This window comes from Fictibacillus sp. Mic-4 (assembly GCF_049843615.1).
In the GTDB taxonomy this organism is placed as follows: Bacteria; Bacillota; Bacilli; order Bacillales; family Fictibacillaceae; genus Fictibacillus_A; species Fictibacillus_A gelatini.
The window spans coordinates 89,798-113,624 of record NZ_JBBHZM010000002.1; the positions used below are offsets into that span (position 1 = coordinate 89,798).

At 41.1% G+C, this 23,827-nt stretch carries 27 protein-coding genes and 1 pseudogene; 21 read left to right on the forward strand and 7 right to left on the reverse strand.

Annotated features, from left to right (window positions below; all coding sequences use genetic code 11):
* From WD019_RS03120 to WD019_RS03205, 18 genes are all read left to right on the forward strand, one after another.
* Positions 1 to 1,149 carry a phage major capsid protein gene (locus WD019_RS03120; RefSeq protein WP_425710637.1) on the forward strand — a complete coding sequence of 383 codons (1,149 nt, stop codon included), beginning with the start codon at positions 1 to 3 and terminating at the stop codon, positions 1,147 to 1,149.
* A 53-nt stretch (positions 1,150 to 1,202) separates the two neighbouring features.
* Positions 1,203 to 1,448 (forward strand): phage gp6-like head-tail connector protein, encoded by a 246-nt coding sequence (locus tag WD019_RS03125; RefSeq protein WP_425710701.1) that lies wholly within the window; start codon positions 1,203 to 1,205, stop codon positions 1,446 to 1,448.
* Positions 1,432 to 1,803, forward strand: coding sequence for a phage head-tail adapter protein (locus WD019_RS03130; protein WP_425710638.1), 372 nt, complete (start codon positions 1,432 to 1,434; stop codon positions 1,801 to 1,803). Before WD019_RS03125 ends, WD019_RS03130 begins: the two co-directional genes overlap by 17 nt.
* Complete coding sequence (locus tag WD019_RS03135; protein ID WP_425710639.1) at positions 1,800 to 2,192, forward strand: hypothetical protein; 393 nt, start codon at positions 1,800 to 1,802, stop codon at positions 2,190 to 2,192. The genes WD019_RS03130 and WD019_RS03135 overlap by 4 nt, the downstream gene beginning before the upstream one ends.
* Positions 2,192 to 2,572 carry a hypothetical protein gene (locus WD019_RS03140; RefSeq protein WP_425710640.1) on the forward strand — a complete coding sequence of 127 codons (381 nt, stop codon included), beginning with the start codon at positions 2,192 to 2,194 and terminating at the stop codon, positions 2,570 to 2,572. Before WD019_RS03135 ends, WD019_RS03140 begins: the two co-directional genes overlap by 1 nt.
* Positions 2,573 to 2,608: 36 nt before the next feature.
* Positions 2,609 to 3,223, forward strand: coding sequence for a major tail protein (locus tag WD019_RS03145; RefSeq protein ID WP_425710641.1), 615 nt, complete (start codon positions 2,609 to 2,611; stop codon positions 3,221 to 3,223).
* A 3-nt stretch (positions 3,224 to 3,226) separates the two neighbouring features.
* Positions 3,227 to 3,418, forward strand: coding sequence for a hypothetical protein (locus WD019_RS03150; RefSeq protein ID WP_425710642.1), 192 nt, complete (start codon positions 3,227 to 3,229; stop codon positions 3,416 to 3,418).
* Between the two features lie 36 nt (positions 3,419 to 3,454).
* Entirely contained in the window at positions 3,455 to 3,805 is a 351-nt protein-coding gene (gene gpG / locus WD019_RS03155) for a phage tail assembly chaperone G (protein ID WP_425710643.1), read from the forward strand.
* Between the two features lie 38 nt (positions 3,806 to 3,843).
* Complete coding sequence (gene gpGT, locus WD019_RS03160) at positions 3,844 to 3,990, forward strand: phage tail assembly chaperone GT (RefSeq protein ID WP_425710644.1); 147 nt, start codon at positions 3,844 to 3,846, stop codon at positions 3,988 to 3,990.
* A gap of 204 nt (positions 3,991 to 4,194) precedes the next feature.
* Positions 4,195 to 8,814: a phage tail tape measure protein gene (locus WD019_RS03165; RefSeq protein WP_425710645.1), complete on the forward strand. Its 4,620-nt coding sequence runs from the start codon at positions 4,195 to 4,197 to the stop codon at positions 8,812 to 8,814.
* A 1-nt stretch (position 8,815) separates the two neighbouring features.
* Positions 8,816 to 10,486, forward strand: coding sequence for a distal tail protein Dit (locus tag WD019_RS03170; protein ID WP_425710646.1), 1,671 nt, complete (start codon positions 8,816 to 8,818; stop codon positions 10,484 to 10,486).
* 11 nt (positions 10,487 to 10,497) lie between these two features.
* Positions 10,498 to 12,810: a phage tail spike protein gene (locus WD019_RS03175; protein WP_425710647.1), complete on the forward strand. Its 2,313-nt coding sequence runs from the start codon at positions 10,498 to 10,500 to the stop codon at positions 12,808 to 12,810.
* A gap of 2 nt (positions 12,811 to 12,812) precedes the next feature.
* Positions 12,813 to 13,478, forward strand: a complete 666-nt coding sequence (locus WD019_RS03180) for a hypothetical protein (RefSeq protein WP_425710648.1) — start codon at positions 12,813 to 12,815, stop codon at positions 13,476 to 13,478.
* 19 nt (positions 13,479 to 13,497) lie between these two features.
* Complete coding sequence (locus WD019_RS03185; RefSeq protein WP_425710649.1) at positions 13,498 to 14,298, forward strand: hypothetical protein; 801 nt, start codon at positions 13,498 to 13,500, stop codon at positions 14,296 to 14,298.
* 33 nt (positions 14,299 to 14,331) lie between these two features.
* Entirely contained in the window at positions 14,332 to 16,692 is a 2,361-nt protein-coding gene (locus tag WD019_RS03190; RefSeq protein WP_425710650.1) for a tail fiber domain-containing protein, read from the forward strand.
* The gene (locus WD019_RS03195; RefSeq protein WP_425710651.1) at positions 16,689 to 16,862 is read left to right on the forward strand and encodes a hypothetical protein; all 174 of its coding nucleotides are present in this window, start codon (positions 16,689 to 16,691) and stop codon (positions 16,860 to 16,862) included. The genes WD019_RS03190 and WD019_RS03195 overlap by 4 nt, the downstream gene beginning before the upstream one ends.
* A 43-nt stretch (positions 16,863 to 16,905) precedes the next feature.
* On the forward strand, positions 16,906 to 17,361 hold the full coding sequence (locus WD019_RS03200; protein WP_425710652.1) for a phage holin family protein: 456 nt from the start codon (positions 16,906 to 16,908) through the stop codon (positions 17,359 to 17,361).
* A 40-nt stretch (positions 17,362 to 17,401) separates the two neighbouring features.
* On the forward strand, positions 17,402 to 18,172 hold the full coding sequence (locus WD019_RS03205) for an N-acetylmuramoyl-L-alanine amidase (protein ID WP_425710653.1): 771 nt from the start codon (positions 17,402 to 17,404) through the stop codon (positions 18,170 to 18,172).
* A gap of 47 nt (positions 18,173 to 18,219) precedes the next feature.
* Here the strand turns inward: WD019_RS03205 and WD019_RS03210 are convergent, their stop codons facing one another.
* The 6 genes from WD019_RS03210 to WD019_RS03235 all read right to left on the reverse strand — a co-directional run bounded on the left by WD019_RS03210 (position 18,220) and on the right by WD019_RS03235 (position 20,901).
* Positions 18,220 to 18,609, reverse strand: a complete 390-nt coding sequence (locus tag WD019_RS03210; RefSeq protein ID WP_425710654.1) for a hypothetical protein — start codon at positions 18,607 to 18,609, stop codon at positions 18,220 to 18,222.
* A gap of 106 nt (positions 18,610 to 18,715) precedes the next feature.
* Positions 18,716 to 18,931: a hypothetical protein gene (locus tag WD019_RS03215; RefSeq protein ID WP_425710655.1), complete on the reverse strand. Its 216-nt coding sequence runs from the start codon at positions 18,929 to 18,931 to the stop codon at positions 18,716 to 18,718.
* Positions 18,913 to 19,596, reverse strand: a complete 684-nt coding sequence (locus WD019_RS03220; RefSeq protein ID WP_425710656.1) for a hypothetical protein — start codon at positions 19,594 to 19,596, stop codon at positions 18,913 to 18,915. The genes WD019_RS03215 and WD019_RS03220 overlap by 19 nt, the downstream gene beginning before the upstream one ends.
* Before the next feature lie 4 nt (positions 19,597 to 19,600).
* Entirely contained in the window at positions 19,601 to 19,960 is a 360-nt protein-coding gene (locus WD019_RS03225) for a hypothetical protein (protein ID WP_425710657.1), read from the reverse strand.
* A 174-nt stretch (positions 19,961 to 20,134) separates the two neighbouring features.
* Complete coding sequence (locus WD019_RS03230) at positions 20,135 to 20,695, reverse strand: hypothetical protein (protein WP_425710658.1); 561 nt, start codon at positions 20,693 to 20,695, stop codon at positions 20,135 to 20,137.
* A 2-nt stretch (positions 20,696 to 20,697) separates the two neighbouring features.
* Positions 20,698 to 20,901: a helix-turn-helix transcriptional regulator gene (locus WD019_RS03235; protein ID WP_425710659.1), complete on the reverse strand. Its 204-nt coding sequence runs from the start codon at positions 20,899 to 20,901 to the stop codon at positions 20,698 to 20,700.
* A gap of 262 nt (positions 20,902 to 21,163) precedes the next feature.
* Between WD019_RS03235 and WD019_RS03240 the strand changes: the two genes are divergently transcribed.
* The 3 genes from WD019_RS03240 to WD019_RS03250 all read left to right on the forward strand — a co-directional run bounded on the left by WD019_RS03240 (position 21,164) and on the right by WD019_RS03250 (position 23,305).
* A complete protein-coding gene (locus WD019_RS03240) occupies positions 21,164 to 21,496 on the forward strand; it encodes a hypothetical protein (RefSeq protein ID WP_425710660.1) in 333 nt (110 codons plus the stop codon).
* Between the two features lie 233 nt (positions 21,497 to 21,729).
* Positions 21,730 to 22,761: an FtsK/SpoIIIE domain-containing protein gene (locus tag WD019_RS03245; RefSeq protein WP_425710661.1), complete on the forward strand. Its 1,032-nt coding sequence runs from the start codon at positions 21,730 to 21,732 to the stop codon at positions 22,759 to 22,761.
* A 1-nt stretch (position 22,762) separates the two neighbouring features.
* The gene (locus WD019_RS03250; protein ID WP_425710662.1) at positions 22,763 to 23,305 is read left to right on the forward strand and encodes a replication-relaxation family protein; all 543 of its coding nucleotides are present in this window, start codon (positions 22,763 to 22,765) and stop codon (positions 23,303 to 23,305) included.
* 32 nt (positions 23,306 to 23,337) lie between these two features.
* Here WD019_RS03250 and sigK read toward each other — a convergent pair.
* Positions 23,338 to 23,772: pseudogene (gene sigK, locus WD019_RS03255) on the reverse strand (RNA polymerase sporulation sigma factor SigK); the annotation flags it as partial.
* Positions 23,773 to 23,827: the final 55 nt, after the last annotated feature.

Consider the following 23,827-nt stretch of genomic DNA (forward strand, 5'->3'; position numbering starts at 1 on the left):
TTGGCTATCAAATTCAATAATTTTGAAGAAAAGAAGTTGGCTTTTGCGAAAGCTACACAAGACGGAACACCGGAAGAGCAATCAAAAGCGTTAAATGACATGATTGAAGCACTTGCATCAGACGTACAAGCTGACATTTTGAATTCAGTCAATGAATCTATCGTTGACCGATCTATTATGCAAGCGCGCGGGGCAAATGTCCTTACCAGCGAAGAATATAAATTTTTTAATGCGGTTGTGCAGGACGGGGGATTTAAAGACACTGAAACGCTCCCAAAAACGACACAGGAACGAATCTTCGATGATTTGGTTGAATCGCACCCACTCTTAGAGCAAATCGGACTTCAGAATCTTGGTGCGGTAACCGAATTTATTTATGGGGATCCTGAAGGTGCGGCAGTATGGGGACCATTATTCGGTGACATCCAAGGTCAATTAAATGCTACATTCCGAAAAGAAAAAATTGATCAGCTCAAATTAACAGCGTTTATCCCACTCGCAAACGACATGTTAAATCTGGGGCCTGTTTGGGTTGAACGCTATGTTCGTACGATGATTTCAGAAGCGATGGCCGTTGGGTTAGAACGGGGATTTGTTGCAGGAACCGGAAAAAATGAGCCAATCGGGTTATTAAAAGACTTGAAAGGAAACGTTGTGGACGGTGTCTACCCGGATAAGGCGTCTGCTGGAACACTTACATTTAAACCAGGGCGTACGACAATCAATGAATTAAAATCCGTAGTTAAGAAACTTGCTATTCGTCCAGTTGGCAAGGATCAAGAAGAAAAAGTGCGTAATGTTGCTGGCAAGGTAGTAATGGTAACTAACCCGTTTGATACTTTTGATATTCAAGCGAATGCGACTACCCAAAATGCTGCTGGTGTATATGTAACGAACTTGCCATTTAATCCAATAATGACGGAATCGGTGTTTGTGCCACAAGGGAAAGTTGTATTTTTTGTTAAAGGGGAGTACATCGCGGCATTGGGCGGTTCGGAGCCAATTAAAAAGTTTGACCAAACGCTTGCCATGGAAGATGCCACACTTTATATTGCAAAACAATACGCAACAGGAAAGCCAAAAGATAATTTTGCTGCCCAGGTCTACAATCTAAACCTTGATTTAACCGAACAACCTGCAGGAGCATAAGAGAGGTGATCTAATTGGTCACTCAAGAACTTCTAAACGAATTTAAAGAACGAATGCACATATCCCATTCGAGTGAGGACGACAATTTAAAACGGTTGTTGTCCTTTTCCATTGCTGATTTGCAAGAGAAATGCGGCCCATTTAATGTGGAAGAAAATGAGCGTGCGAAGGAGCTTGTTTTTGAGCGTACCCGTTACGTTTATAATGATGCTCTTGAATACTTTGACAACAATTTTTTAAGCCAAATGACAAGCTTGGGAATATCTCTAATGCAGGAGGACGATGATGCAACCGTTTAAATATAATCCTCCACGTGTCAATACAGGTGATTTACGCACGCCTGTTATTTTTTATGAATATGCGCCGAATGAAGGGCCTGAACCCGGGGAAATGGAAAAGCGCGTTCTTTATGAGTGTTTGGCAAAAGTTGATCATGTGTGGTTGAAGGATTTAGAGTTGGCTAAATCCAACGGTACGCTGTCCGACTTGACCATTACGATTCGTGATCCGCACGCCGATTATGTACCGACCAACAAACATTATCTTTCTATTGATGCCCCCGAATACAAAAGCAATCGGTATAACGTTAAACACGTTCAACCCGATCTGCAAAATAAAAAATTTATTACTATAATAGCGGGGTTGGTCGAATGAGTGCGGAATTAAGAGGGCAAAAAGAATTGCTCGCGGCACTCGAAAAGCGGATCGGGAAAACAGCTGCTCTACGAATAACCGATAAGGGTTTAAAACGAGGCGCCCAGGTATTTGTTCAGGAACTAAAAAGACAATTTGAAACATTTAAAGATACGGGTGCATCGATTGCAGAAATCAACGTGTCCGAACCGATGTGGGTTGGCGGTGTTCGGACGATCAAAGTTTATTGGAAAGGGCCAAAAAAGCGTTATGCGATTATCCATTTGAACGAATGGGGAACGGTTAAAAATCCTAATCCACGCGGCAAGGGGGCTATCGCTCGTGCCATGCGCAATGCGGAAAGTGCATATAAAAATGCGATTATTCAAGCGATAAAGGAGGGAATCTAATGGACGTTCTGGATATTGTATATGATGCGTTGATTGACGACAACTTCATAAAGCTGCAGGCACAGGGCAGGATCAAATTTTATGAGTACCCGGAATCTGGGGATGTTTCAGCGCCATATATCATTATCTATCCATTGGATGTTCCCCTCCCTTCTGAATTTGCCGATGACAACTGGCTGGCGAATGATTTTTTATTGCAAATTGACGTATGGACAAAGAAGCGTTCCAGTACACGGGAAATTGCTGAACACATTCAAAAAATCATGTGGAAATTGGGGTTTTGCCAGATTGGCGGAATTGACGAATACGATGAGAGTGTTTACCGCGACGCCAGGCGTTACCGTGGGAAATTGTATAGGGAAGATTTCGACAGCTTATAGGGCTGTCTTTTTATTTTAATAAAGGAGTGATTTATTTTGGCTACAACAGAAAAAAGCTATCGGGCTGCAACAGGAGTAGATGAATTTTACTACGCAGTACTGACTTCTGAAACCGACACATCTATTGCTACGGGTGAAATTAACAGAGTAAAATTTTTACAAGAAATCGAAGTGGAAATGCCGCAAGAAGCGGTTCGCGCGTATGGCGATAATAAAACAGCTGAAATTGCGGTCGCCGGTGGGGATATTTCGGTAAAAACGACATTCCACAAGGTTCCGATTGAGGACAAAAACATTCTTTTCGGATTAGAAAAAGTGGACGGCATTTCTGCGGTAAGTGGAACGGACGTTCCGCCATATGTAGCAGTTATTTTCACAAAAACATACGAAGACGGTTCGAAAGAATGGGTAGGCCTGCCAAAAGGAATTTTCATGCGTTCCAAAATTACTGGGAAAACGAAAGAGGACAAAACTGAATTCGAAAACGAGGAAGTAACAGGCGAATTTATGGAACGTTTTGTTGATGGTTTTTCTACTCAAAAATCTGTTTTGTTCGGTATGGATAAAAAAGGTCAAACAACGAATCGGGACGCCCTTTTCATGAAAATTTTCGGAAAGGCATATCCGGGTTCCGTTCCACAGGGGGCGTAATCAATGAGTAAAAAGAAGTATATTGTTGTGGAGGATTTTACCGATTTGCAGGACAAAAACAAAGTTTATCGAAAAGGTGACGCTTATCCAAATCCACCAAATAAAAAAGTTAGTCAAAAGAGGCTTGATGAACTGGCATCGGACAAGAATCGGATTGGAGCACCATTAATTAAGGAAATTACGGAGCAGGAATAAAATCCTGCTCTTTTTATTTTGAAAGGAGACCGTTAAATGGCAAATTTAAAAAGAAATATGATCGAATTGGTAAAGGAAGTACGGGAAGGGGAAATTATCACGGAAAAATATCTTACGCCCGTTTTTATTCCGTTTTCCGTTGTTTATGAAGCGATTGACATGACTGAAGAAATTGAAAAAGCTGAAGACAAAAATGAAAAAGACCTAATTGATAAATTGATGGATTTTGTCGCAAATAAAATTTACAAAGGTCAATTTACTAAACAGGATCTATACAATGGTCTGCATGCGCCGGACGCCATTCAAGTGCTGCAAGATCAGATTCTGTTTGTTGCTCAAGGCAGACAGACGGATGAAACAAAGGAGTTTTTGGCGAAGAAAAGTTAACGGATGAGGACTTTTCCCCTGCCAAACAAAAAGAATACATGGACAAACTCATCCTTAGTCTGGTCGAAGAGGGCAAAGACATCAATGAAATTTTAGCCATGCCCTACCACTTTTTAGTTGAGCTATTAGAGGAGCGAAATAAACCACGAAAAGAAAAGTCTTTAATCGCTGCTTTTGGCGGTTAAGGCTTTTTTCTTTCGCGTCAAGAAGGGAGGTAGCAAATGGATAGGATCGAAGGTTTATCGATTAGTTTAGACCTGGACACTACAGCTTTAAACCGTGGTCTTACAGGACTAAGAGATAAGCTAAGAAATGTGAACTCTGAAATCAAAGCGAATCTTTCCGCATTTGATCGGGCGGATCGATCGGTAGAAAAGTATGAAACTCACTTGAACGGTTTGAACAAAAAGCTCGAAGTCCAAAAACGTGTGATCCAGGAGGCGAAGGCACACTATGAAAAAATGGTTCAAGAACACGGTGAAGGCTCTAAGCAAGCCGATAAAGCAGCGCGTTCCTATAATAATGAAGTTGCCTCCTTAAGAAATTTAGAGCGCCATGTGAACCAAACCAAAAAAGAGTTGGAAAAGCTGCGCGATGAACAACGAATAGCCAATACCAACTTTGGAAAATTGAGCAGTCGTTTAACCGATGTTTCCGGCAAAATGAGCAAAGTCGGAGACAGTATGCAGAACGCGGGAAACGGCATGACTAGTTCGTTTGGTATTGCAACAGCAGCAGTTGGAGGCGGATTAGCGCTAGCTACGAAAAAAGCGATGGATTTTGAGTCGCAGATCTCTTCTATGAAATCGGTTATGTCTCCTGCCGAAGCCAAACAGTTTGGTGGACAACTTGAAAAGTTAGCGATCACGATGGGGGCAAAAACCAAGTATTCCGCAATCGAAGCCGCCCAAGGAATTGAAGAGTTACTCAAAGCCGGTGTGTCCGTAAAAGATGTTATTAACGGCGGTTTAAAAGGTGCCCTTAGTCTTGCGACGGCAGGCGAATTGGAGCTTGCGGATGCAGCGGAAATCGCTTCAACTGCACTCAACGCGTTTAAAAAGGACGGCATATCCGTTACACGAGCAGCTGACCTTTTGGCAGGGGCGGCAAACGCTTCGGCTACTGATGTTGGTGAACTTAAATATGGGCTGTCTATGGTATCAGCTGTTGCAAGTGGTGTAGGGCTTTCGTTCGAAGATACGACTACGGCTCTTGCGACATTCGCACAAAATGGGTTAAAGGGCAGTGATGCTGGTACATCGCTCAAAACTATGTTACTTAACCTTTCCCCTTCTACGGATGCTCAAACGGAGGCTTTTGATGCCTTGGGTTTAGCAACGTATAATACTGCAGCCGGTTATAAGTTTTTGATTGATCGGGGCATAAAACCTGCAGGCAGAAGTGCCGAAGATATAAAGAAAGGTTTACAACAATTAGCAAGAGAAGAATTAGGAGCTGGGGCAACGAAAGCCAAACTGGCAAAAGAATACGGGAAACTGGCCAAACAGTCCGGTTTCGCATCTAGTGCGTTTTACGATGAAAATGGTAAGTTGAAATCGATGTCCCAAATTGCCGGACGATTGCGTGAAGCCTTATCTGGATTAAACGATGAACAAAGGCAAAATTATTTACGTACCATGTTTGGCACTGATGCTATCCGTGCGGCGAATATCCTCTATGAGGAAGGTGCGGACGGCATCAAAAATATGAATAAAGAAATGAACAAAATAAAAGCTGCCGATGTTGCAAAACAAAAGCTTAACAACTTCAAGGGTACGATTGAAGAATTGAAAGGCTCATTAGAAACTGCGGGAATTAGTATAGGGGCTGCGTTAATCCCAGCATTACAGGGCTTAACCAAAGTGTTGCAAAAAGCTGTGGATTGGTTTAACAATTTATCACCTGGTATGCAGAAAACAATTGCTATAACCGGTGCGGTAATAACCGTTTTGTTAGGATTAGCTGCGGCCTTCGGCGTGATCTTAACTGTGGCAGGCGGCGCCATTACCGGAATTAGCACTGTTGCTGGTGCATTTGGGAATCTGGCTAAATCTATATCAACAGCAGGTGGACTATTAAAATGGCTGGGATCCGGCTTCACCTTTTTGACAGGGCCAGTAGGTTTAACCATTGGAGCCATTGCTTTATTGGTTACCGGTTTTGTTATAGCCTATAAAAAATCAGAAACGTTTAGGGCGATTGTTAATAAGGTAAAAGATGCTTTTGTTACTGCCTATCAAAAGATTAAAACGTTCCTAACTACTAATAAAACGCTGTTAGCCTTTATAGACAGTGTGAAAAATGGGTTCAATACTATAAAAGGTGCGGTATCCAAAGCGTTAGGCGCTGTGGTTACGTTTATTAAAGGTAAATTCAAAGAAATAAAGTCATTTTGGGATTCAAATGGCCAGCAAATTTTAGCGGCATTCCGGAATATTTTTAACGGTATTATGCTCGTTGTGGGCCCAGTATTAAAGGCCATTTGGGCCACAATTAAGTTTATTCTTCCTGCGATCAAAGGACTTTTTAAAATCACTTTTACCATCATTTTAACCATTATTAAAAGCGTATGGAACAACATTAAGGGGATTATAACCGGCGCTCTAAATGTCATTATGGGCATAGTAAAAATATTCTCCGGCTTGTTTACTGGTGATTTTAGAAAGATGTGGGAAGGTATTAAACAAGTATTTTTTGGTGCAATTCAATTTGTTTGGAATTATATCAATCTATTATTTGTTGGTCGAATATTAAAGGCGGGAAAATTTTTATTTTCTGGAATGAAAAGCGTTGTTTCGGCCGGATGGAATGGTATTAAGTCTATTTTCAGTACGGTTATTAAATGGATCGTCAACTTTGTTAAAAACAGTTGGACGAATTTAAAAAATGTGACTTCCTCCGTTTTTGGTGCTATTAAAAAATTCTTTTCGACCATTTGGAACGGGATTAAGTCCATTTTCAAAAGCCTGATTTCTTCAATTGTTTCTTTTGTAAAAAACAGATGGTCATCAATAAAAAATGCGACAACATCTGTTTTTTCAGCAGTTAAGAAGTTTTTAACTAGCATTTGGAGTGGCATAAAAAACAGCATCGGGAATTTAGTTGGCAAGCTAAAAGATGGTGTGATTTCCGCATGGGGCACATTAAAAAGCAAAACCGTCTCCATTTTTTCCGGTATCAAAACGACACTCAAAAACTTATGGGAAGACATTGTAGATGGCGCTAAGGCTCTTCCAGGAAAAATCGGAAAAGGCATCAAATCCATGGCTAAAAAAGCCTGGGAAGGCGCCAAATATATGGCAGGAAAACTAATAGACGGAATAAGTAAGGGTGTCAATGGCGTTATTGATGGCGTGAAATGGGTACTCGTAAAAATCGGAGCTGATGAATTAGCCGATAAACTCCATCCATGGAAGCCGAAAAAATATGCTAAGGGGACAGACGGACACCCGGGCGGGCCCGCAATTGTCGGTGATGGCGGTGGAGAAGAGTTAATACGTACACCTGATGGAAGAACATTTTTATCACCGGCCACGGACACACTTGTCAATTTACCGCGTGGTACGCAGGTCTTGCCACATAAGGAAACGAAAGCCTTGCTAAACATGTTCCCTGCCTATAAAACCGGTGTTGGGAAAAAAATTAAAGAAGCTGCCGGAGAGGTACTTGAGGCTGGAAAAAGAGGAGCAATGACCGTCGGCAGAGGCATCAAAACAGGCGCCATTGCCGTAAAAGATTTAACACTCGATGTGTGGGATTATGCCAGCAATCCTTCTAAACTTTTGAATTTGATTTTGAAAAAGACAGGGATAGCCATTCCGAAAATAGGCGGATTGTATACCGATATCGCAAAAGGAGCATTTTCTTTTGTGAAAAACAAAGCAATCAGCTTTTTGAAAAAACAATTTGAAGTTTTCACATCTGTAGAAGGAGGCTTTGGCCCGCCGTTTATAAAATCTTCTGGTTATGGTCCACGAGACGGCGATTTCCACTGGGGTGTAGATTATGCTGCGCCTGCTGGTACGCCAATTCCTGCACTTGCTGGAGGGAACGTTATCTTTTCAGACTACGGTCAGCGTGGCAGCGGCTATGGCGGTTACGGAAATGCAGTTGCGATTCAAGGATTAAACGGGCTTATTTATTTATACGGCCATAACTCGAAAAACCTTGTTAAAAAAGGTCAGTCCGTTAAGCCGGGCGACATCATCGGCCTGGTTGGTTCTACCGGGGATTCAACGGGACCGCACGTTCACTTTGAAATTCGCCAACCGGACGGAACAAAGATTAATCCGGAACAATTTTTACAATCAAAAGGCGGCGGAAAAGTAAGTGGCAGCCTTCGGACGTGGATTAAAGCCGGGATGGCCCGGGCGGGTGTGTCCGGATCTAATTGGTTCGACGGTCTTGCGTGGATTATTAATAAGGAATCCGGAGGTAATCCAAGCGCCGTCGGTGCTCCGACCAGCACAGGCAGAGCGAAAGGCTTGATGCAGCTAAAGGATTTCAATATCCAAGGTGATCCGTTTGATCCGGTAAACAACATCTATTGGGGCATTCGCTACATCAAAGGTCGATACAAAAGCATCGGACGTGCTCTCTCATGGTGGAAAAAACATCATTGGTATGCGACGGGAGGACTTATTAATAATAGTGGCCTTTACGCTTTGGCTGAAGACGGCTGGCCAGAATTTGTGATTCCGACCAATCCTGCTCGCCGAACTGACGCTATGAAACTATTAGCGCTTGCAGGAAAAACAATCGGTAATAAACGTCCACATCAATTACCAAGCGCGGATTATAGCGGCAGCGATAACAATCTACGAGACGTTGTGAACCGGCAAGATCAACAAATTGCTTTGATGCAAAAACAAATTGATTTGTTGACTCAACTATTGTTAAAAGATAACAGTGTGTACATTAGTACCAAGCAGATCTATGACGCGAATAAAAAGGAAAAAGACAAAAAAGATCGACTAAGAAACATCTTTAAGGGGGTGCCTGCTACTTAATATGACAACGACATTTAATTTTTGTGGCGTCGATTCGAAAGACTTGGGTCTCATCGTAAATGAAGTGAAAAAGCCGGTCACTCCCGAGATCAAAGAAAATACTCAAGATGTCCCGGGGATGCTCGGGGAAATCTTTTTGGGTAACAGCTATGGACAAAAAACTTTTGAAATCACCGTAACCATCAAGGCATCATCTGAACAAGAGCGCGTTCAAAAAATTGATCAACTGAATGAGTTGGTCATGACGTTTGGCAGTGGTGAATACCCGATGATTTTTAGCACAGAGGCTGATTACACTTATTACGGTCATTTTAGCGCTATATCAGTTCCCGAACGTCTCTCTCAAACCCACTGGGCAACATGCACATTAACTTTTTCCTGCAGCGATCCCAGAGGATACGGAGAATATGAGGCATACGATCTTATACAAAATCCAGTAACAATTACACCTAATGGGAAGGCGGAATGCTTTCCCATTTTTACTTGCATGCCTAAAAAAGACGTGACTAAAATCGCGATTACTGACGAGGAAGGCAACTATATCTACGTAGGAGCAGATGTTGACCCGGACACTGGCGACTCCCCGGTCAATAAAGAGCCACTAGTCCTGCACGATCCGTGCAACACGCTTGCAACGTGGACGGAAATAACGAAATCTAACCTTACATTTGAGCTAGAGAACGGAATTCCATCGGGAACGATGAGAAGCACGGCTGATGCCATCAAAGTGGGGTTAACATCAGATGGCTATGCGGATTTTGGTCCTGCCACAAACGATAAAAAGTGGCATGGTCCTGTTAGGCTTCAATGGCTGCCGAACGGATATGATGATTTTCGAATTCGGGTCAGGATGTGGAACAATCAATATTATCCCCGTTCGCGTGGTAAATGCGAGGTATATTTGCTCGATTCGAATGGCGTCCGATTCGGAAAATTCATGCTCAAGGATAACGGGAACAGCGAAGAAGTCTACGCCCAAATCCAACTTGGAAAAAGTAACGACTTCCATAATCTTTATTACGGCAAGGGGAAAATCAGGAAAGGGAAGAAAACGACAAAAACGATTAAACTTGGCGCGGGAACCAAAGAAGTGAAATCGAAGGGAAAGACTAAAACCGAACAGCAATGGAAAACGGTAAAGATCGACGAGGACACAACAAAGTCCACGTTCACTAATTTTTACGGTTACTTGGAACTACAAAAGATCGGGAATAAGTACCGTGCTGAAATCATGAAGTTTGACGATAACTCTAACCCCGCATGGGATAAACCGATTGTCGTGACCTGGACGGATACGCAAAAAAAATATGGCAAATCGCTAGCCGGCATAGCTTTTTATACAGCCAAAATGGACATTGAAGAAGATGCGGCTAATCCAGTCAAACGCTACACAAATAACGGAATGGCGCTTTCAGATGTGAAAGTGTGGAGTATTATTAATGGCGGTAACGGATCGACTTCAAAGCCGACGGTAATTGCTCACAAAGGGGACGAAATAAAACTGAATTGCGAAGATCGCACCGTGTATAAAAATGGTGCGTTTTTCATGAAAAATCTTTACATCGGCAGCCAATTCCCTACCATGCAAGGCGGCGTTCCAAAAACGTTTGCTTTTGAACCCGGTCTAGAAGATGCCGATTGGTACATCGAATACCGCCCCACTAAAAACTAGGAGGTGATAATTTGTATGTCATTTTAGACCCGGATTTAAACGTATGCGGTGTCCTGGACCTTAATGGAAGAGGATGCAAATTTTATGATGACCTTCGTTCAACTAAAATCGCAGACGATCAGGGCAAAATATGGTCTGATACTTTAGAACTCTCCGTTCCATACGGCTATCGAGAAACTGAATATATGGCACAAGGCTATCACCTTCTGAAACAGGGGAATGATGGCTTTTTTTATTGCTATCGGATTACCGAGTGGGAAGATGATGCTGGAGGCCCTACTCATGTTAAAAAAGTGCAAGCAATCAATCTATTAGCCTGGGATCTGACTCATAAAATTGTTCCCGCCAAAACATTTAGTGCGGCAAATAGCCAGGACGCTTTTGAGCACATTTTGCAGCAAACTGGCTGGGAGATCGGCGAAAATGACTTTTTTGGGGGCACAAAATCATTAGAATTCAGTGCCGGGAACAACGCTCAATATTGGCTGGATCAATTGACAAGCCAGTTTAGTGTAGAGGTTCGGGCGCGTGTAGAAGTTTATAACGGTAAGATCGTCCGTAAGTTGATTGACATTGTGGAAGAATTAGGCGAATCCACGGGCTATCGTCTGGAATATGGTCACGACTTGTTAGGATTAACCCGCACCGGCAGCGACCAGGAAATGTACACAAAACTTTATGTGTACGGCGGCACCAACAGTAAAAATGAAGTGGTTTCCATCGCTAGCGTCAACGGCGGGCGTGAATATCTTGTGGATGATGACGCAAATGATTTATACAACAATGGTGGGCCGTATCTTGAGGGTTACATTGTAAATGACCAGATCCTCAATCCATCTGGTCTACTCGACTGGGGAAAAGAGCAGCTGAAAAAATGGAATCACCCCAAATACAACTACACTGTAGACGTCGCCTATCTGGGGTATAAGCCGAACCTGGGCGATCACTTTCAAGTGGTGGACTTTTCAATGCAACCGGCTTTAACTATTTCAGCTCGGGTTTTGCAGATAGACGAGTCGGAAGCGAATCCGACCAATAACAAGGTTATCCTTGGCGAATTTGTTGAGATCGTTGCTGTTACACCTGCCGACATTTGGGAATTACGGGCAAAGGCAGCACAAGCCGCACAGGATGCTGCCCAGGCAAAAGCATATAAAGTGGAGTATTTCACACCGGACGGCACGGATTTTAGTGACAACACCGAAAAACGAATTATTGTACGAGTTTATTTCGGGAGAGAAGATGTGACGGCTAAAAAGCCCGCCTCATCTTTTGTGTGGCAAAAAATCAATCCCGACGGCTCGCACGACACTGATTGGGAATCCCGTTATGCAAATACCGGCAATGTGATCATCGTTGGAAGCGAGGTTGCCGGCTCCACCATTCGGTGTCAGGTAAATGATGAATTAAGCGATCCTATTATTTTCGCAACCGAAGAGGATGCAGCTTATTTTTTGACGTTCCCGATGGATGCAGTCGGAATTGACGGTGTAAACCAACGGGTGGTCCAATACGCTCAAATAGATTTTCCGCGCGGCCATGTTTATTACACGCAATTGTACAGCGGTTCAAAGTACAGACCGCCCGATTATAAAACAGTTGAATCTTTTGAACTATCCCGATGCACAACAGACGGAACTTTTATAGATTCTATGCTTTGCCTCCACGGCGGTCACGGAAGCCATTTCGGAATAGAGTACGTAAACGGCAAATTGTGGATTTGGTCGCTCTATTTTGATCCGACAAATAAAAAGTATCATGTGGTTAAATTCCCGTATCAGCCGGGCAAAGTCATAGATTGGGGAGATTCCAGCATTACCGATTTGCTTGCATTTGGTTCCACTGGCTATCGGGTTAATTTAGACGTACGAAATGGCTATGTTTTGTTGGTGAATGGGGTTACAAACCCCACTTTTTATGTGTGCAAAAAATCAGATGTGGAAGCAAAACAATTCAAACCACTATATACCGCAAGGGGAAGCGACATCAATTATTTTGGCACTGATCAAACCTATCAATCTGCTTGTTTGGATTTCCCATACGTCTATCTTGCGAGTGGGAATGCAGATAACAGTGATCAGCGGGTAATGTATTGTTTTGACATCCGTTCAAAATCGTTGGTGTATCGAATTGTTTACACGTTCGATAAAGGAACGATAAATCCGATCGGCAGTGTCCGCGAAAGTGAAACGATCTCCTATTATTATGATACGAGCGGTAAAAAGTGGCTCATTCAAGGATTTGCATTTTCCAATGAAAATGCGGAAGAGACACAAAAAACAAACCAACTTTTTAGAATCAACGAACATAAGCGAGGTGAGTGACAATGGCAATCATGGGTAGTGTGGACATTCCGTTTACGAATTCCACTCAAATCGCGAAAACAGCTGAACAAATAGCCAATGATGCTAAAACAAAAGCTGAACAGGCTCAAAGAAAAATCACTCAAGGCGATTCCCCTCCGGATTTTCCGGATTTATACGCCATTTGGTTGGACACAAGTGTTAACCCGTATGTGTGGAAACAGTGGAATGGCACAGAGTGGGTAAAAGCATCAATCACAAATTTTGATGAATTAGCTGGCCAGCTTCAAAGCGCTCAAATTGCTGTCGGGGCGATTAAAACCGACCATCTATTTGATGGTGCTGTCGTTTCAAAAAAACTAGCTGATGCTGCCGTAACTCTTGAAAAGATAGGAGAAAATGCGGTTGACACATCCAAAATAATCGACGATGCAATTACCCAGGCAAAAATTGCAATGGGTGCTGTCGGAGCAGATGAAATCAAAAACAACGCGGTAAATAATGAAAAACTCGCAGATTTAGCCGTTACAGCTGCCAAGTTAGCAAACAATTCCATAACAACTGAAAAAATTGTTCCTGATGCGGTGACAAGGGAAAAACTTGCACCAGGTGCAGTAGGGACAAATGAAATTGAAGCAGGTGCGATTAACGAAGCCAAAATGGCTTGGTCAACGCACTTGCTTTTTTAATTGAAAAGGAGGAAAAAAGATGTTTAAGCAAATTATTCAAAAATGGGTTCGTGAAGTATTGACAAGAGAATTTCAAGAAGCAAGAAAACAAATTCAGGAAGAGTCAGCAAGTCTTCTCCATGACATTACCTATCGTTTGAATGTGTTAAAAGAAGCGACAAACGGAGTTGGACAACGTATCCATACGTCAGACTTGAATATTGCAACACACATGATTGATGGTTATGCGTTTACAAACAACTCTCCTTCAAATGGTTCAGTAGCATGGACGGACGTAAACATTGTCTACAAAGGAACAACCTATACAATTACGAACGGAAACACCGCAAACAAATACATCTGGTGGCAGTTTTCTGCGACGGATAAGACCAAATTGCAAACTTCAAATACAAAGCCAAACCTTACACAGGACGATATTTTGATCGGTGTGAACGATGGCGGTGTGTTCACTCTAACAATGGCACCCGGTAAATTTACCCCGGGCGGCGCATTGATGGATGGTTCTGTTGGTACCGGTGAACTAGCTACTGGCGCCGTAACTAGTGCTAAACTAGCGGCTTTGGCGGTTGACGCTTCTAAACTAGCCGATGGTGCGGTGACTGATACAAAACTAGGCGCAAATGCCGTTACTTCCTCAAAGATTGCTTCTGGTGCTGTTGGTTCAAGTCAGCTAGCAAATGGAGCAGTGACGTCAGGAAAGTTAGGAACGGGGGCAGTTGGGTCAGGAAATCTAGCCGATGGTGCGGTAACAGGAGTGAAGCTTGGGGCAGGTGCGGTTGCCGAAGATAAATTAAACGTTGCAACGCACTTTTTGTTTTGACAATCAAACAAATGAAAGGAGGTCGGTTAGTCAATGCAAGTATTAGACAATACACCACAGGCAGGCTTCATTCAATGGTCAGATGTTCACATCAGTTATAAGGGGAAGGTCTATAATATCGCAAACGGCGCAACTGACTTCCGGTACATCTATTGGAAGTATTCTGATCCCAACTCTTTTTATGGCTCAAACGTTTTTCCTACACTTGGAGACAATGACCTTTTAGTTTTTTTAAATAAAAACGGTATCCATTTGACGGTTCCGACAGCAACGATTATCGATGGTTCGTTAATCGTTCCGGAATCAATATATGCAAATGCTTTAGCAGCAAACAGCATTACATCTGAAAAGATTGTTGCCGGAGCAATTTCATCCGATAAAATTGCTGCGAATGCTATCGGTGCCGATAAGATTGCTGCCGGTGCAATCATGACAAATCACATTCAAGCTGGAGCAATAACGGCTAACAGTGGAATTATTGCATCTGCAGCTATCGGAACGGCAGCCATACAAGATGGTGCTATAACTAATGCGAAAATTTCAAACTTAGATGCTGGGAAAATCAATACGGGCTATTTAAATACTGCAAGACTACAAGCCGGCACAATAACGGCTGATAAATTAGTCCTTTCCGATTTTACTAATCTTTGCGAAAACCCCGATTTCGAGACGGACTCAGTTGGTTCGTCTCCAAAAGGGTTTAATTCAACATTTAATGCAAGGGTTACAGATATTTCAGGTTTCACAAATGGGAATGGGTCAAATAGAGCATTAGAGATCGATTCTATGAATGGAAGTAATAGTAGTATATACGCATCAAATTTGATTTCTGTTACTCCAGGGCAACAATTTTTCGTTTCAGCAGAAGGTAGGTATTTGAATACGAATGGTACAGGTTACGGAATAATAGGGTTTAGACAATATGATGCGAAAAAGACTGCATTGAATCTATGGGATAAAGTAGTATCATGGAGTTCCACAAATAAAGAGACGACATTCACTACAAAGACAGGGATCTATACGGTTCCAAATGGGTGTTACTATCTTCAAATATGGATTTCGTTTTATAATAACGCCGAAACAACAAATAAATTTTATATTGATAATATAAGAATTAATAGGGCAGCAAATGCTGAACTAATCGTAGACGGAGCTATCACCGCACAAAAAATAGCATCCAAAACTATCACAGCCAATGAAATAGCATCAAATACAATTACAGCAAACGAGATAGTTTCTCGTACTATCACATCAGATAGAATCGCAGCTAATGCAATAACTGCGAATGAACTTGCAGCTAATGCGGTCACAGCAGGGAAAATAGATGCGAATGCTATCACAGCTAGAGAAATCAAAGCAGGAACAATAACTGCGAATGAAATTGCTGCAAATACCATTACAACGAATTTAATTTCTACTGCTGGTCTTGATGCAGCGGTAATTAAATTTGGAACAATGAGCGGCGAGAGGATCGAAGCCGGTACATTAAGCGCAGATAAAATAAAGGGCGGAACTATTTCGGGTGTAACTATTAAGGTGGATACAACCGCATATGTCGGCAATACCCTTTACTTAGGAGTTTCTGATCCGAATGGACAGAAAACAATACTTTTTAATACAAATTCCATTGTTCAATCAATTAGTGGCGGCATTCAAGTAGTTGGAGACGGCACAGCCAAATTACTAACTCAATCCGGAATCGGGATTTCAGTCAATAACCTTGCTGGCGGCCGAATCGAAATGACTGGAGAAGTTTTTTGCAACACTACTATGAACGCCTCAGGGGTACGAACTAATAGCCAGTCAATGGACAATTTATATCTGGGCGTAAACAACGAGGTTAGATGCGTGAATTTGAGCATGTATAATAATGGAAGTCCAGTTTATAAGCCCATAAAAGCGGAGAAAGCAATAGTTAACCGAGTTGAAATTAATGACGGAAACGTTCTTTATTTAAGTGGTCGTTCGGGATATTACGTAAAAGTTGTCGAGCCTGGGGAAACGAGTGTTTATCAAGATTTATATGTGAAAAATCTTCGTGCTAGTGGCCAAGTATATACAGGTTCGTCGGTAGCATTAAAAACGAACATCAAACCATTTGATGATGATGCTATTGATATTTTAAAGACAGTAAATATCTACACTTATTATTATCAAGATGATATTGATAATGGAGACTTTGATAATGTTCAGGTCGGGGTTCTTGCTGAGGCAGTTCCGCAATTAATGCGTGGCCCAGATGCAAGTTCAGTTAGTCCTTACGCGATGGTTTCTATTCTTTGGAAAGCAGTTCAACAGCAACACAGTTTGATTGACAATTTACAAAACCAAATCAATGATCTTGAATTGGCGTTAGATACGCACATCGGATCAATAGGAGGAAATGTAGCATGAACATTGATATAAACGATATTGTTACACAATTAAGCCAAAGAATCGCTCAATTGGAAGTGGATAAAGCTTTACTTTCAGCACAACTCAATCAATTACTGGCGGAAAACGCGAAACTGAAAGAAGAAATCGTCAAAAACGAAAAAGAATCTGAAACAGACAAAGCCGAATAAAGGCTTTTTTATTTTGCATTAAAAAAGAAGGAGAGAAAACAACATGACTTTAGAAATTGTTCGATTATATCTGTTCGGCACGGTGAAATTTTTGGATTTATTAACGATCGCAATGGTAATCGACATTATAACAGGCGTGATCAGAGCCTGGAAAGAAAAAAGGCTGCGAAGTCGTAATGCGCTTTTTGGTTATGCTCGTAAAATTGGCATTTTCGGGATTATTATTGCTGCAAATATCATTGATACCATTCTCGGTTTAAACGGGGCTGTGGCGTACGCTACGGTCATTTTTTATACAGCAAACGAAATTCTCTCAATCCTTGAGAATTGCGCACAGATTGGGTTAAAAGTGCCAAATGTGCTTATAGACAAATTGCATGTGATTCAGCAGGACAATGAAGAAAAAACAATCAATGGAAATGTCTACTTGGGAACTGCGAAAGAAGTTAAGATTGTTTCGCATTCTGGAAATTCGGATGAAAAGACGGGCAGCGAGTGATCGTTGCTCTTTTTTATATTTAAAAAGGAGTCGATGAAAAATGAGTTTTAATGTTGTCACTGATTATGTAAAGGTCAACCGATTCACAAGGCCTGGCATGAAGCGTTCTGCCACAAAAGCGATTGTAATGCACTATACGGCAACGCCGGGCGCATCAGCAAAGAATGAGCGTGACTATTTCAACGGAACATGTATTGCCGACCGGCGCTATGCGTCCGCCCATTATTTTGTGGACGATGATGAAGCAAGGCTCATTATGCCAGAAGATGAGGTTGCCTACCATGCCCATGATAATAACCGTTGCTATATCGGGAAGTTAAACGGCAATGCAAATTTAACCGCAATCGGCGTGGAAATGTGCATTGATAAGGCGGGAAAAATCACTGATAAGACCTTCGAAAATACTGTACAGTTGGTTGCTCAACTCTTGAAAAGATACGGACTAAGCGTAAATGACATCTACCGACACTACGACATTACGGGTAAAAATTGCCCAGCTCCGTGGGTGTCTGACACCTCACAGTTTAGCAAGTTTAAAAATCGTGTATCTGAGATTATTTCTGGATCGGCAAAGCCTGCCTCTAAACCAGTTGTAAAAGAAGCCCAAAAGAAAACATTCCGTATTCGTGTGAAAGCATCTACTTTGTGGTACTACAATAAACCGAATTGGGATGCAAAGAAGGATACTGTTAAAAAAGGTGATGTGTTTACCGTAGTTGATACGCTCACTGTAGCTGGTTCAAAAATGTACAAGCTTAAAAGTGGTAATTACATCACGGCCAATCCAAAATATGTTGAGGTTCTGAAATAATAAAAACAGCCCGCCTCTTATGAGGTGGGCATTCTCTTCAAGTTTAATTAATCAACTATTGCTATAACACGAGCATCCACGATTCTTATTTCACCTGGGTCAAAAGCGCCGTCGTTATTGGTTTGATTACCCGCGATTATAACTTGCTGTCCTTCTCCGTAATAAGCATTTTGTTTAATTGTCTTTTCGATTCTTTGGGCTAACTCCGATATTTCATCTTCTGTTTCAAAATATTGCGTATCAACATGAGTTGCGCAAGTACCGTTTGCTGTCTCTCCTGTTGTGTAATATGTAGAGCAATCATTTTCAAAATCCCAATCATAGGATTCACGGCAAACATCACCGATTTTGTATTGTTCATCTTCGTAAGTTCCACGTACACCAACAACAAAGTAATTGTTTTCAATGATTTGTTTTGCCAATTCTCTATAATTCATTGTTCATTCCTCCTAAGATTTTAATAATTTGCGTCATCCCCTGCTGTACTTATAATATAACATATAAATAATTGCATGTAAAGTATTATATGATAAAATCCTAAAATTATTCAGCGCTTTTTTTCTTTCGGGCGTACTCCTCAAGATCAGATCGTAAATAAAGTCTGGTTTTCCGTACTTCTCCGAATTCTACAAATGGGATAATTTTTCTGGTTGCAACCGACTGATTAAATGCGGATACAGACTGGCCAGTGATAGAACGAGCCTCTTCCTGCATAACAAGATTATCTTCAATCCATTTCTTTATTTCTTTGATGTCCATTTGGTTTCCCCCTGTTCTTTTAAGGCTTTAATGTATGGCTCATGATATTCGGACTCTGCTTGTTTTCTCGCGGCAATAGCATCCTGTAAGTCTTTAAAAGTACCTAAATACTTTCGTTTGCCTTTTACTGTTATGCTGGCTTCGTAATAGTCTTTTCCTCGTCTCTTTCTTTTGGTTACTCCCTTGTGGCCCGTTTTGCTATCTGAACGTACTTTTTTTGTTAAAAGAGGCACTTGCACACCTTCAACCGATTTATCCTCTATTAATGTTTTCCGAGCATTTTTTATTTGACTATCCTTACTGCAACCGCATGATGTCGTATCGCCACGTCTTAAACTTGTAGCATTTGCTTTTGTTGTTTTACCGCATTCACATCGACATAGCCAAAGAGCATTATCATTCTTTGTTTTTCCTGCGCGTTCTACCACCGTTAACTTCCCAAATTTACGACCCGTTAGATCAAGCGCGTTAGATGGAGTTCTCTTTCTTAAACAGCCGCATGATTTCTTTGCGCCGCGTAATAATTGCCCTCTAGTGGCAGTCGTTTCATTTCCACAAGAACACTTACAAATCCAAGCTACTTCGTTGTATAGTCGTTCAGGACTTTCTTTTATGGCAGTAAGTTCGCCAAATTGTTGGCCGGTTAGATCAATTCGTTTAGACATTCGATCACGCTCCGTAAGAAAAAGGAGCTAATTCTTTTGTGCCTAAGAAAGTTTTAACTCCGTTTTCGATGCAAAAGAAGTCGATGACATTAGCACCTCTTCTGTAAAAGTTTTTGTAAACGGAAGCATATTCAACTTTCGAAAGATCAGACATAACCTCAACGCGCTCAGAACCCATATATCTTTCCACAGTGTAAGTCATGCTTGCCTTGTTACCGATGACTACCATTTTGTGAACGTAATTTGCTTTTTTAACTTCTGCCCACGCCATGCGAAGCGCTTCTGCAAAGTATTCTTTAACTTTTCCGCCGAACCTTTCAACACCTTTTCTTGCGATTTCCCAAGCTCTTTTCATTACGTTCATCTTCATTTCCTCCCGTTATTTACTATCTGTATAAATAATAACATGTAATTAATTATATGTAAAGTACTTTCCGAAAATTTTTTTCGACAAAAGAGGAACGTAGAATAAAAAGTACATGGAGGGTAGGACTTCCGATACAAAAAAGCTCACCTTGCCGAAAGGTGAGCTTCCCCATTAAGGTTGCTTCATTTTTGTCCACGGATCGTACCACGTTTCCTCTTTCACCATATCCTTTTCACTTCTCGAATAGGTGTATTTAGCTATATTCTTGCTTTCCGCAAGGTAAGGAGCTTCCCAAAATACAGTGATTTCACTTATTTTTGTTTCCTTTGCAAGTTTAGCTGCTAGGTCTTCACTATACATATCCAGCAGTTTTTTTGTTGTTTTGGCGGTATTCGCAGCATCCCATTTTAGATATGGTAACACTATATAGCTTCCATCGTTCAGCCCATAATTTTTATTTACTTTAATTTCTTTAATTTTAATGGAGGAATTCTGTTCTTTTACAATAGCTTTAATATTCTTTTTTATAATGTCTTCCTGAGATAGTTTAGGTTTTTCTTTTTTTGAAACAGTCTTTTCTTTTTTATCCTCTTCTTGTTTCTTTTCCTGGTTATTTGTCGCGGCAGTGGTTTCTTTTACCTCTTTCTTATCTTCTTGTTTTAAATTTTCAACAATACTGATAATACCAATTATTATTAAAACCCCTATGAACAATTTTTTTACTTTCTTCATCTTTAATCCCCTTTTCTCACCCAAATTTCTTCAATCGGTTTTCCGATCACACTTGCAATTTTAAAAGCAACTGGAAGCGTTGGCAAGGATTTCCCTCTAACAATCATACTTAAAGTTCCCTGGGTTATCCCAGCTTTTTCTGCAATATAGCTTTGTTTTATTCCGTTATCCTTTAACAGCTCTTTTAATTTGCATTCTATTTCCATTTGCATCACCCTATAACTTTATTCCATAAAAATTTTGTTTGTCCTCTAAATTTTTTTATTTCCGGACAAACAACGGGCAAGCCCGCCGCCCATAATCTTTACCAAGGTAGTTACCACGGTAACTACCATGACAATTACCTCGGTATCTACCAAAATAATTACCACAGTATATCTACCACAGTAATACAAGCAAAAAGGCCAAAAATAAAGCAAAATCAAGATCTGTTAAAACGAGCATGCGAAGAATGAGGGAGGGAGTTTTATGCGGCGAGAGATATTAGATTTCAGACAATTTATGAAAGGGGAGAAAGTTCAAAAAAAGAAAAAAAGAAAGGACGTAGTTTTAAGAAGCGCATGGATAGGCGGAGTCACTTTACAAGGAATTATCAACACACCGCAATTTGTCTCTAATGCTTATTTAGTGATGGGAGGAATCGGATTAGTTGCGATCAGCATTGCTACGCTAGAAAGAGCACTTGCGAAAAACAATAAGCACATCCAGGCTGATTGGGTAGCTCATGTGGGAAGGTTTATTTTCCCTGTAACTTTTGCGGGGATACTTGTTTATTTCGCAGTGTGGTGTCCACTATGGTAAATGTCATCAGAAAGAGATTCCACCGAACCAAACTAATGAATTTGTTTCGGACAGCTGATATCTGTTTCAGGTTCGAGCGTAATAAAAGACAGCTGACATCCTTTCCAAAAATTTTAGACATTCGCTTTCCGCCTGGTCGAATCCAGTACGTTTTTTCATTGCCAGTGGGTCTTGATCCAACAGACCTCAAGAAGAAGGAGTATATCTTTAAACAGGTCTTTGGAAATATCGAATTGCGGGGAGATACGGAAAAGTTTGTTCTTGAAGTGTATCAAGAATTACAGAAGACAACGTACAACTATAGTTATGAGGAATTCGCAGAGGAGATGGAAAAGTCGAAACTTCCGATTCTTGCAGGGAAGGATTTAAAAGGGAACCTGCATGTGTATGACATGGTGGAGCACCCGCATCTTTTAATCGCCGGCGAAACTGGGTCCGGTAAGTCAGTTACTCTACGCAGCATACTAACCTCGCTCATTTTACACAAGCGGCAGGGGTTGGAACTTTACCTGGCAGACTTAAAACGTTCCGAATTTCACGTCTTCCGCCACATAGATATCGTAAAGGCGGTAATGACAAGAAAAGAGGATATTTATCGTTGCTGCGTACGTCTCCAAAAAGAAATGCAGGAAAGAGGAGATCTACTTGACGCTTACGAAGTGGCTCACATTGATGATTTTAACAAGCTGAAAGACGTTGAAAAAAAGCCATATATCGTCTTTTGCATTGATGAGTTTGCATTGCTGAAAAAAGAAAAAGAGATCATGGCGATCATCGAAGAAATAAGCTGCATTGGTCGAGCGCTCGGCGTATTCCTTATCCTTTCGCTACAGCGACCTGATGCAAAGATTATGGAGGGTCAACTCAAAAACAATCTAACCGTTCGTTTTGCATTCCAACATTCAGACAAAATTAATTCTGATATTACGCTTGGCCGCGGTACGAAAGAAGACGCATCTAAATTAGAACGTCCAGGGCAATTCTATATTAAAAATGTCGAAATCACCGAACTGCAAGCTCCTTTTTTAGACCTGGAACCCGCAAAGGAATTATTAGAGAAAATCAAGATTCGGAAGCATCAAGTGAACGTTAATGATGAAGTTATAGATATTAAGGCGGATGAAGTAGAAGAGGAAACATTCGCCGATCTACTGCCGCCATTTGAATTCAACTTACTGGAGGTAGAGGATGATGAGGGAAAGAGACAAAGCGATTTTGAACGATCTCAAAATGTTTCGGGTTCTTTCCAGGGATCAGCTGATTAAGTTGCATTTTAACAACACAAAGAAGAAAGTAGATGTATGCAATAGTGTAATGAAGCGATTAAGGCGCGATGGTTACGTTACTGCAGATACAACGGTACATCCCTACAATTATTTCGTGAATCCCGCGCCAATTAAAAAAGATTCATCAAAATTACTGCACTTCAAAGCAATCGTTGATTTTTATATTGAATTATGCCGATACAAAAAACCTTCCACTTTTGAAATCGAACCAAAGGTAGGAGAAAAGGGAGCAATAGAGCCTGACATCTTTATGATCTGGCAAAACTCCCCTTTCTATGTGGAGATACAGCGGACGTTATATTCTCAAAAGGTCATGGACGCAAAAATAGAACGATACAAAAAATATTTTTATGGCGAGTCATGGAAATTTGAACAGTGGCAGCCAAAAGGCAAAAAGTTTTTTCCTTATATTTGGGTTCTCACGGATCACGTTTACAAAATTGATATGCAGCCATTAAAAATTTTTCAAACAATTTCAGTTAATGAGTTTTTGAACTTAGTGAAAAAAGAATATATAAAATAGAAGAAAAAAGTTGAAAAGCACAGATAAACAGTAAGTGTTAATTCATTCCCCTCCTTATCAGTTCCGATCGGATCATGCAAGGAAACGTCCTTTTTTGTCTTTTTAAGTGCCCGTAAATGCATAAGAATTTCGTTTTCAATACACCGGGCTGCATATGTTGCCAATTTCGTCCCTTTTCCATGTGAATAGCTTTCGATCGCCTTGATTAAGCCGATCGTTCCGATAGAAATTAAATCTTCCGTATCTTCTCCTGTATTTTCGAATTTTTTTACGATATGTGCGACCAACCGCAAGTTATGTTCAATTAAGCGGCTTCTGGCAACTTCATCACCTTCAGCCATTTCAATTAAGTACCTTTTTTCTTCACTTTCTGACAAAGGTTGTGGGAATGCATTGTTTTTGACGTAGGAGACAAATAGCATCACTTCTTTAAAAAAATATGCAAACACGGCAAGTAAACCTGACATCATGACACCCCCTTTAAGTTTTGTTCTACGTTTTTACTCTATGTCATTCTGGGCT

Coding starts and splice junctions, on each gene's coding strand:
- WD019_RS03125 (WP_425710701.1), top strand. CDS start 1,203: ATGCACATATCCCATTCGAGTGAGGACGACAATTTAAAACGGTTGTTG.
- WD019_RS03130 (WP_425710638.1), top strand. CDS start 1,432: ATGATGCAACCGTTTAAATATAATCCTCCACGTGTCAATACAGGTGAT.
- WD019_RS03135 (WP_425710639.1), top strand. CDS start 1,800: ATGAGTGCGGAATTAAGAGGGCAAAAAGAATTGCTCGCGGCACTCGAA.
- WD019_RS03140 (WP_425710640.1), top strand. CDS start 2,192: ATGGACGTTCTGGATATTGTATATGATGCGTTGATTGACGACAACTTC.
- WD019_RS03150 (WP_425710642.1), top strand. CDS start 3,227: ATGAGTAAAAAGAAGTATATTGTTGTGGAGGATTTTACCGATTTGCAG.
- gpG (WP_425710643.1), top strand. CDS start 3,455: ATGGCAAATTTAAAAAGAAATATGATCGAATTGGTAAAGGAAGTACGG.
- gpGT (WP_425710644.1), top strand. CDS start 3,844: ATGGACAAACTCATCCTTAGTCTGGTCGAAGAGGGCAAAGACATCAAT.
- WD019_RS03170 (WP_425710646.1), top strand. CDS start 8,816: ATGACAACGACATTTAATTTTTGTGGCGTCGATTCGAAAGACTTGGGT.
- WD019_RS03180 (WP_425710648.1), top strand. CDS start 12,813: ATGGCAATCATGGGTAGTGTGGACATTCCGTTTACGAATTCCACTCAA.
- WD019_RS03185 (WP_425710649.1), top strand. CDS start 13,498: ATGTTTAAGCAAATTATTCAAAAATGGGTTCGTGAAGTATTGACAAGA.
- WD019_RS03190 (WP_425710650.1), top strand. CDS start 14,332: ATGCAAGTATTAGACAATACACCACAGGCAGGCTTCATTCAATGGTCA.
- WD019_RS03195 (WP_425710651.1), top strand. CDS start 16,689: ATGAACATTGATATAAACGATATTGTTACACAATTAAGCCAAAGAATC.
- WD019_RS03200 (WP_425710652.1), top strand. CDS start 16,906: ATGACTTTAGAAATTGTTCGATTATATCTGTTCGGCACGGTGAAATTT.
- WD019_RS03205 (WP_425710653.1), top strand. CDS start 17,402: ATGAGTTTTAATGTTGTCACTGATTATGTAAAGGTCAACCGATTCACA.
- WD019_RS03210 (WP_425710654.1), bottom strand. CDS start 18,609: ATGAATTATAGAGAATTGGCAAAACAAATCATTGAAAACAATTACTTT.
- WD019_RS03215 (WP_425710655.1), bottom strand. CDS start 18,931: ATGGACATCAAAGAAATAAAGAAATGGATTGAAGATAATCTTGTTATG.
- WD019_RS03220 (WP_425710656.1), bottom strand. CDS start 19,596: ATGTCTAAACGAATTGATCTAACCGGCCAACAATTTGGCGAACTTACT.
- WD019_RS03225 (WP_425710657.1), bottom strand. CDS start 19,960: ATGAACGTAATGAAAAGAGCTTGGGAAATCGCAAGAAAAGGTGTTGAA.
- WD019_RS03230 (WP_425710658.1), bottom strand. CDS start 20,695: ATGAAGAAAGTAAAAAAATTGTTCATAGGGGTTTTAATAATAATTGGT.
- WD019_RS03235 (WP_425710659.1), bottom strand. CDS start 20,901: ATGGAAATAGAATGCAAATTAAAAGAGCTGTTAAAGGATAACGGAATA.
- WD019_RS03240 (WP_425710660.1), top strand. CDS start 21,164: ATGCGGCGAGAGATATTAGATTTCAGACAATTTATGAAAGGGGAGAAA.